A 7,154-nucleotide genomic window follows, 5' to 3' on the forward strand; every position below is an offset into this window, starting at 1 on the left:
CCTTGGAGCGCGGAGCGGACGGTTTAACGATTTGGAAGGTTCAGCAAGAGAGGCGGCGTTCGCCCGACTACGGGCGTTTGCGGACAAGCTGGTAGGCAGGGACGAAGCGTTGGGGGCACTGGTACGAACGGTCTGCTCCTCGCGGATTGTCACCCTTTATGGCGCGGCAGGAGTGGGTAAAAGTGCTCTGGTACGTGCCGCTGCCCAGCGCCTCACGGAGGCGGGGGCTTTTCCGGCGGGGGTCTTCTGGGCCAGCCTGAAGGGGGTTCGACACACCGACGCAATTCGGGAAGCGGTGGCTCAGCGGGTTCCTTCAGACAGCGGTGCCGCCCTGTTTATCCTTGATGGCCTTGAAGTGCTGGAAGCGCCGGTGGTTCCTGCACTCCTAACCCAGTTCCCTGAGCTTCACTTGCTCACCGCGACACATCGCCCCTTGAATATCCCAGGGGAGCAGGCACTGGAGCTGCCCCCTCTCTCCGTCAGCGATACTCGACGGCTTTTAGTGGGCTGGGCGCGACGAGATTTCGACTCTGAGGAGACTGCCTCTCTGGCACGCTTGCTCGATGGCAATCCGCAGGCGGCGCGGCTCACGGCGGCGCTCCTGGAGACCGAGCCCCTCACGGCACTTCGTGTACGAATGGAGACGCAGCTCACGGCCCTCACGCTGCATGGAGGGCCGACTACCCCACTCACGATTGCCCGTGATCTACTCCTGGAGCGCCTCCCTGAGGGAGTGCGCCGCCTGCTGGGGGTACTCTCGCTCTTTGCCACGGGGGCAGCAACTGAGGATCTGGAGGCAAGCTGGGGCAAGGGCTGGCAGCGCGCCATGGAGGTTCTCTTGCGCGCCGGACTCGCCACCGAGGACGAAGGCCGCTACCAGCTCGCGGTCGCGCTTCCCGAGTCGCCGCCTCAAGCGCTTCTAGGACCCACGGGGGTGCTGCTCGCTCTGGCACTGGGGCACTTGCGTAGCGGCGAGGTAAATGCCGCCTTTGATCTGGCAGAGCGTGCACTGACTGTCGCGCGGGGTGCCCAGAGTCGGGAAGGTTTTGCCCGTGCCCTCCTGGTCCTGGGGCGCATCACGCTCACCGAGGAGCCCGCCCGTGCGGTTCTCTTACTGGAAGAGGCAACAGCGCACTTTTCCAACCTAGGCGATGCGGCAGGCCAGGCCGAGGCCCGCCGCTGGCAAGGAGCCGCGCTGGGCAATATCGCCGAGCCCGAGGCCGCTCTGGCCGCGCTCTACGAAGCCCAACAGCTGCAGTCTTTCCCGTCGCTAGAGCGCTTATTCACAGAGGTACAGTCGTTCTTCACGGATCGGGGCGGCGGCTCGCTCCTGGCAGCACTGAGTACGGATGCCACCGCGATTCGCGAGGGGGGCATCCTCGCCGCCCGTGTCAAGCTCGGGCTGCCTGGGAAATAGCTTAGCCAATCCGCTGCAAGAACCAGAGTGCTCCCAATAAAATCACGGTAACCGTGCCCGCGAGCATCGCCCGGCGCCCGGCCCGGGGGGCTCGTTTTGTCAGGAGTGCCAGTGCCGGTGCGACCGCCAACACAATGCTCAGCTGCCCCAGCTCCACGCCGATATTGAACGCTCCCAGCGAGAGGCCTAGCGCCTCTTTGGGCAGCCCAATCTCCGTGAGTGCTCCGGCGAACCCGAAGCCGTGGATCAGTCCGAAACCCAGCGCCATCAGGGCACGAAAGTCGCGCTCGCCGGGCTTGGCGAGCAAGTTGTCAACTCCCACCGCCACGATGGAGAGCGCGATCAGCGGCTCCACAATCGCAGGCGAGAGTGTTAGGGTTTTCGTCGCCGCCAGGCAGAGCGTGACCGTATGAGCGAGGGTAAAAGCCGTGATAATCTTGGTAAGCTGGCGCAGACTTCCTCCCAGCAAGAGCAGCGCGATCACGAAGAGAATGTGATCTTGTCCGGCGAAAATATGCGCAATGCCCTCTTGCACAAAGCGCCGCACTACCGAGAGTGCTGGCTCGGGCGCTTGCGTTGCCTCCCAGACAAAGCGCGGGTGGCTGGCATCGAGCACGCTCTCCTGGACCAGCTTATCCCCTGAATAGAGCAGCACTATTGTGCGGCTCTGCGGATCCTCGGGGAAGAGGCGCTGCATGAGGGTGAGCTGCTTGGGAGCGAGCACGGCGGCGTGGGTGTCGAGCAACACTGTCCGATTGCTGGCATCTTGAATCCGGCTCTCGCCCTCGGTTGCCACGGGCTTGCCACTGGCCTCCAGTGCGAGCCGCTGGCGTAAGCCTACGTCTTTGCCCACGGGCGCGACTAAGCTGATGCGTAGTGTTGTGGCCTCAAGGCGCAGGATCACACTGCTGTAGCGCGGATCGTGGGCAAGCGCGGAGAGTGCGACGCTGAGCAATAGCAAGAGGCAATAAAGAAGGCGCTTCATCGGACGGGCTCCTCTCATCGAACGGGCTCCTCAAGAGGATTTCGGACAATATGATCGGGGAACTGGTCGAGGCGGGCACGGCTCCAGGGCAGCCAGCGGACATGACCGTCGGCGTAGGTGTAGTTCGCCCCTCCCGTATGTCGGTTGTAGCGCAGCCAGCCTTGATCGCCGTACTTGCCCTCCCCCCAGTGCACTAGCGCCGCCTCGCCGCCCCAGGTATCGTAGTCGTCTTGGTCGGGGCTGGCGTATGCCTCGTTGTCCTGCGCGTTCATCGCCTCGGAGTTGCGCTCGGAGAAGAGAATCAAGTTGGGGTTGGGCAGCGCCGCAACAACGGGCTCCGAGGCAAAATCTCCCAGCACGCCTTCCAGCGCATAACGACAGGACTTATGAGTGAAGATCGAGTTCAGTAAGTAGCTCTGTCCTGCGGGTGAATCAGGACAGTGCGCCACGTTTTGGTTCTTGAGATAGGGCTGGAAAGCTGCCAGCCAGGGCTTCTCAGCGTGGCTGTTGCCAAAGCCGCCGCCTAGGCAAGCATCCACACTGGCGGGAAGCTGCGTAACAGTCGTGCCATCGTCGAGTACCCACTCGTCATGGTGATGGAAAAGCTCGCCGTCCCAGTCCGTCATGTACATTCGCGCCGCCACACCGAGCTGACGTTGGTTCGAGAGGCAGGAGATCTGGCGGGCTTTGGCACGTGCCTGGAAAAAGACAGGAAAAAGAATCGCGGCCAGTACCGCAATGATCGCAATAACAACCAGAAGCTCAATGAGGGTAAAGTTTCGTTTCATCGTTTGTCTCCGAGAGAATTTGCTTTGCGTGCTCAAGAATAGAGCGATCACAGGTTCCTGTGTCGAGGGCGAGTCGGGCGTAGATTTTCGCTTCGTCTTGCTCGCCCGCTTTGTAGAGTGTCCAGGCAAGCGCATCGGCGGTGTGAATGTCTTTGCGGGCGCTCCAGTCTGAGCGCATCAGCCTGACAGCTTCTTCTAAATTACGGCCCGCATCGGCGTAGAACAGGGCGAGGGCGCGGCCATGGACGTGGCGTCCGCTGGCCTCCGACGTAATCCGCTCCCACTGTGATTTGTCGCCGAGGGTGTAGAGCAGCATCGCGGCCTCGGGGAGCGCGATGGTTTCCGCGAGGCGACGGGCCTCGGTTTTGTCGCCCTGTTCTGCGGCAAGCTGCGCTAGGCCGAGTGTCGCACGGCGGTCATTAGGGAAAGCGTCGAGCGCCGCTTCGTATTCTTGTTTTGCGTCTGCCAAGCGTCCTTGCGAGGCCAGAAACGCGGCGAGGCGACTATGAAACCAGGCACGGCTCGGAGCGGATGTCTCAAAGTTGATGTCGGTGAGGGCGAGGGCACTCTTGTAGGCATCTTCCGCGAGCTGAACTTTTCCGACGAGCTCCCAGACACGTGCTTGGAGAACACGGATAATCGGATCGGTGGGGCGCAGGGCGGCGGCCTCAGCGAGGCGCTTTCGTGCCCGGTCGTAGTTGCCAAGCTCAAGATCGCACTCGGCCTCCAGTGCGCCATCGCCGAGCTGTGTTGCCACTGCGTGTGCTTGGGCAAAAGCATGGCGGCCCATGAGCGCTTTGGTGAGCGCCCAGAGGCCGATGGGGTTGTTGTGGCTCCGTACCGAGAGCGAGCGGCGTGCGCTCGCCTCGGCCCGGAGCAGATCATCGGGATCGCCCAGCTCACTCTGGCGGCGCAGATAGGCGCTTGCCAGCATCGCCAGCCCCGTGGCCCCCTGCGGATCGGAGAGAGCACGGCTTTCTAAGAACCGTACACTCTTCTCAATCTCGGTCGGGTCGTAGGCCACGTGTGCGCTTGTTTTTGCCTCGCTGGGCCTGGGCGAGAAGTGCTTTCCCGCCCAGAAGAAGCCGCCGACGGCAAATACCAGCACATGCGCGATCCCACGTCGCACTACCGTGGTGCTCCCAGGTAGGGGAAGGTGGCGGTGAAGTGCTTGCCTCCAGACCCTACATTGTCGCTGGTGAGGGTGGGAATGTCCTTGCCATCAGCAGGAGCGAGTCCGAGCGCGGAGACTGTCTTGCCAAAGACGACACCCAGGGAGATATCCGCGACATCGTCGGTGAGCTTGCGCCCGCCGAACTTGCCGCCGGTCGCTCCACCCGTCTCCGAGCCAAGATACGCTGCCGAGTCGGTCTGGTTCAGATCCGCCACGAGCACATCGGGTACGAGAACGGCCTTCACCACATCGGTGATGGCCTGCGAGCGGCCCGCCGTGTTGCGCATGAAGTTCTGGATGTCATTGGCAAGCTGGGTGGAGTCCTGGCTTGGCGAGATCTCGTTGTTGGTCTTGTGGCGGTCTCCAGCCACGGAGGCAAAGACCTCGTTGACCACGGGCCGTGCCAGACGGTCTACCTGTTGGAAGCTCTCCGGGTTACGGGAGACCGTGTTAGCGCCGCAGCCCGCAAGCAGGGCGATGGGAACAAGAGCGGCGATGGGAATGAGTAGCATAAATTGTTTCATTTTGTTTTTTCTCCGCGAAGTTATTTGCTCGTGGTGCACCAGACACCGATTTTGCCGTCGGCGGAACCCTTGAGTGCACTCTTGGGAAGCTCCACGACGATTGCCAGCAGGTTGTAGCCAATCAGAAAGTCCTTGGCGACACCCGCCGCACGCCAAGTGCCTGCCTTGGGGGTGTTGGCATCGGCAAGGGCGACAGCAGTGCCACTGATCGGGGTGGCGCGGTCAGGTAGGATGGTGAAGAACTGCTCCAGATCGAAGAAGAACGGGTCCTCGCGCACTCCGGCAAAGACCTGCATGCCGCTGCTGGGCGAAAAGGCGCTATTAAATGTCCCCGTGACGGTTGAGGGAATCAGTGCATCGCTCATGGTCCCGGTGCGAGAGGGGGCGGTCGGCCCCGCGATAATCACTTTCTGGCTGGTTCCCGTGCCCTCGAAGCGTGCTTGAATCACCAGGTCTTCCACTTTGTCGCCCGTGTTGTCTATCTTGAACTGGTAGAGAACCGTGGGATCAAAGGCGCGGGTGCCGCCTGTGGGAATCAGCGGGGAGACACACATTGCCAGCACGACATTGTTGCTATTGGTTGCACTGGGAAAGACAAAAACATCGGTGATATCGGTGCCCGGGGAGGCCGCGATCTGTGGTGTGTCCGCGTGGTCGGAACCGCGTGCATTGCGAACTCCGATCAGCCCTGCGATAAAAACGAGCGCGGTGCCGGCGAGGGCAAGAGAGCGCTTGGTAACTGATTTCATGACCATACTCCTGGTTAATTTCCGGGCAATCTTGGTGATTGCCCTGGTGCTAACCCTATATACAGGGTGGCTCCTTAGGTTCCTTAAGTTTAGGCCAGTACGTTGCTCAGACTCCAGTCCAAAAACTGCTCATTTTTTACTCACAACACTGTGAAGAAGCTCACTTCCACTTTGACCGCCCCATGGAATGAGGCGTCTGCAGTGGCGTTTCGCCGCAAAGCCCGTGCCGGGCTGGGGAGTTAATTCGGTAGCCCGGCACGGGCTTTGCGGCACGCAGTGCCATTGCAGACGCTGGTTTTAACCAGCGGCTACTTCAGCGCCTCGCCGATCTCTTGCAGCCAGAGCGTCTCGGTTAGCAGTGTGAGTCCCTCGGCCAGATGGCGACGGTAGGTGCTGAAGGGAAGATCAAGAAGCTCGGCGGCTTTCTCTTGTGTGGCGGCGGGGCGCAGGTAGGTGTGAAGAAGCGCGTAGTAGCCTCGCGCACGTTTCGGATGGCCTTGCAAGCCGGTGGTGGTTTCGCGAATTAGACTCTGGAGAACAGAAGCGCGCTCGCGGGGTGCGGCCTCAACTCCTCGTGTACGCTCGACGACGATTCTAGAGCGTAGTAACGGGCTATCTGTTAGTGCCTCGGGGCGATCCAGAAACTTGAGAGCATTGCGTAGCGCCACTTCGAAGGCGGGCTTACTAAGTACCAGATAGGTCTCGGCGGATGTGGGGCGCGTTTGGACTGCCGTTCCCGCCACTTCTTTCTCGCCCAGCACATGTAGCCACTGCGCCACAGGCTGCACACGCCAGTCGTGGGCAAAGACTCCTTGGGTAAACCCATCGGCATCGGACTCGGCGGCGTGGCAGCGTGGTGCCTCGGCGTAGGCAAAGACGGGCTCCCAGCGCTCGGGGTCACGAATCGGAAAGAAGCTATAGGCTAGGCGTGGCGTAATCAGATACTGCCGGACTGCATTGACCATCACTAGACTCTGGATCGGTGAGACAGCGTGGTAGGTGTCTCCCGCCATCCAGAAGCGAAAGTACAGGGCTGTCTCACCGGGGCGTAGTGCCGCGCTGGTTTCGAGAAAAGCGACGGCACGATCTACAACGGGATCTTGCTCGCGGTCTACGGGCAACACTTTATCCAGCTCCAGCCAGCAGAGAAAGCCCAGTGGGGAGTTGCCCTCCCCCCCTCGGAAAACGGCTGTACTAAGTGCAGGGTGGCCCCACCAGTGGCGAAAGCGTGTGGCCGCGAGAGCGCCTTCGTGTTTCTCGACCCAGCTTGCCAGAAGTGCGCCTTCTTCGGGGCGGGCGCTGTCGGCGTAGGCTCCCGCGTCCTGCCAGGTGAAAGCGGACTGAATCACGGGATTGTCGCGGTGCAGAAAGACATAGTCCCAGAGCAGACGCTGCTGCTCCCGATCACTGGCCTGCGCGAGGCGCTCGCCGTAGTAGCTCCGGGCACGGCGGTGCAAGTGCGTCCAGCGGTCCGGGTTGCGCCAGCGCAGGTCGGCGAGCAGGGCATCGCGGGCGAT

Annotated in this window: 5 protein-coding genes and 2 pseudogenes; 1 reads left to right on the forward strand and 6 read right to left on the reverse strand. The window is 61.7% G+C overall.

The features are described from left to right. Positions 1-1,417 (forward strand): annotated as a pseudogene (locus tag ACH2EH_RS27000) (hypothetical protein); the annotation flags it as partial. Between the two features lies 1 nt (position 1,418). Here the strand turns inward: ACH2EH_RS27000 and ACH2EH_RS27005 are convergent. From ACH2EH_RS27005 to ACH2EH_RS27030, 6 genes and pseudogenes are all read right to left on the reverse strand, one after another. After that, the gene (locus tag ACH2EH_RS27005; RefSeq protein WP_395146596.1) at positions 1,419-2,402 is read right to left on the reverse strand and encodes a HupE/UreJ family protein; all 984 of its coding nucleotides are present in this window, start codon (positions 2,400-2,402) and stop codon (positions 1,419-1,421) included. 14 nt (positions 2,403-2,416) lie between these two features. After that, on the reverse strand, positions 2,417-3,190 hold the full coding sequence (locus ACH2EH_RS27010; protein WP_395146598.1) for an H-X9-DG-CTERM domain-containing protein: 774 nt from the start codon (positions 3,188-3,190) through the stop codon (positions 2,417-2,419). Then, a complete protein-coding gene (locus ACH2EH_RS27015) occupies positions 3,165-4,319 on the reverse strand; it encodes a tetratricopeptide repeat protein (RefSeq protein ID WP_395146600.1) in 1,155 nt (384 codons plus the stop codon). Before ACH2EH_RS27015 ends, ACH2EH_RS27010 begins: the two co-directional genes overlap by 26 nt. Then, positions 4,319-4,888 carry a DUF4331 family protein gene (locus ACH2EH_RS27020; protein WP_395146602.1) on the reverse strand — a complete coding sequence of 190 codons (570 nt, stop codon included), beginning with the start codon at positions 4,886-4,888 and terminating at the stop codon, positions 4,319-4,321. The genes ACH2EH_RS27015 and ACH2EH_RS27020 overlap by 1 nt, the downstream gene beginning before the upstream one ends. A gap of 20 nt (positions 4,889-4,908) precedes the next feature. Next, positions 4,909-5,637, reverse strand: a complete 729-nt coding sequence (locus ACH2EH_RS27025) for a DUF4331 family protein (protein ID WP_395146604.1) — start codon at positions 5,635-5,637, stop codon at positions 4,909-4,911. Positions 5,638-5,945: 308 nt separating this feature from the next. Continuing rightward, positions 5,946-7,154 (reverse strand): annotated as a pseudogene (locus ACH2EH_RS27030) (ATP-binding protein); the annotation flags it as partial.

The organism is Armatimonas sp. (assembly GCF_043760365.1).
Taxonomy (GTDB): domain Bacteria; phylum Armatimonadota; class Armatimonadia; order Armatimonadales; family Armatimonadaceae; genus Armatimonas.

Bases quoted from the DNA above. Each gene is read 5' to 3' on its own strand.
- ACH2EH_RS27005 (WP_395146596.1), bottom strand. From the start codon at position 2,402: ATGAAGCGCCTTCTTTATTGCCTCTTGCTATTGCTCAGCGTCGCACTC.
- ACH2EH_RS27010 (WP_395146598.1), bottom strand. From the start codon at position 3,190: ATGAAACGAAACTTTACCCTCATTGAGCTTCTGGTTGTTATTGCGATC.
- ACH2EH_RS27020 (WP_395146602.1), bottom strand. From the start codon at position 4,888: ATGAAACAATTTATGCTACTCATTCCCATCGCCGCTCTTGTTCCCATC.
- ACH2EH_RS27025 (WP_395146604.1), bottom strand. From the start codon at position 5,637: ATGAAATCAGTTACCAAGCGCTCTCTTGCCCTCGCCGGCACCGCGCTC.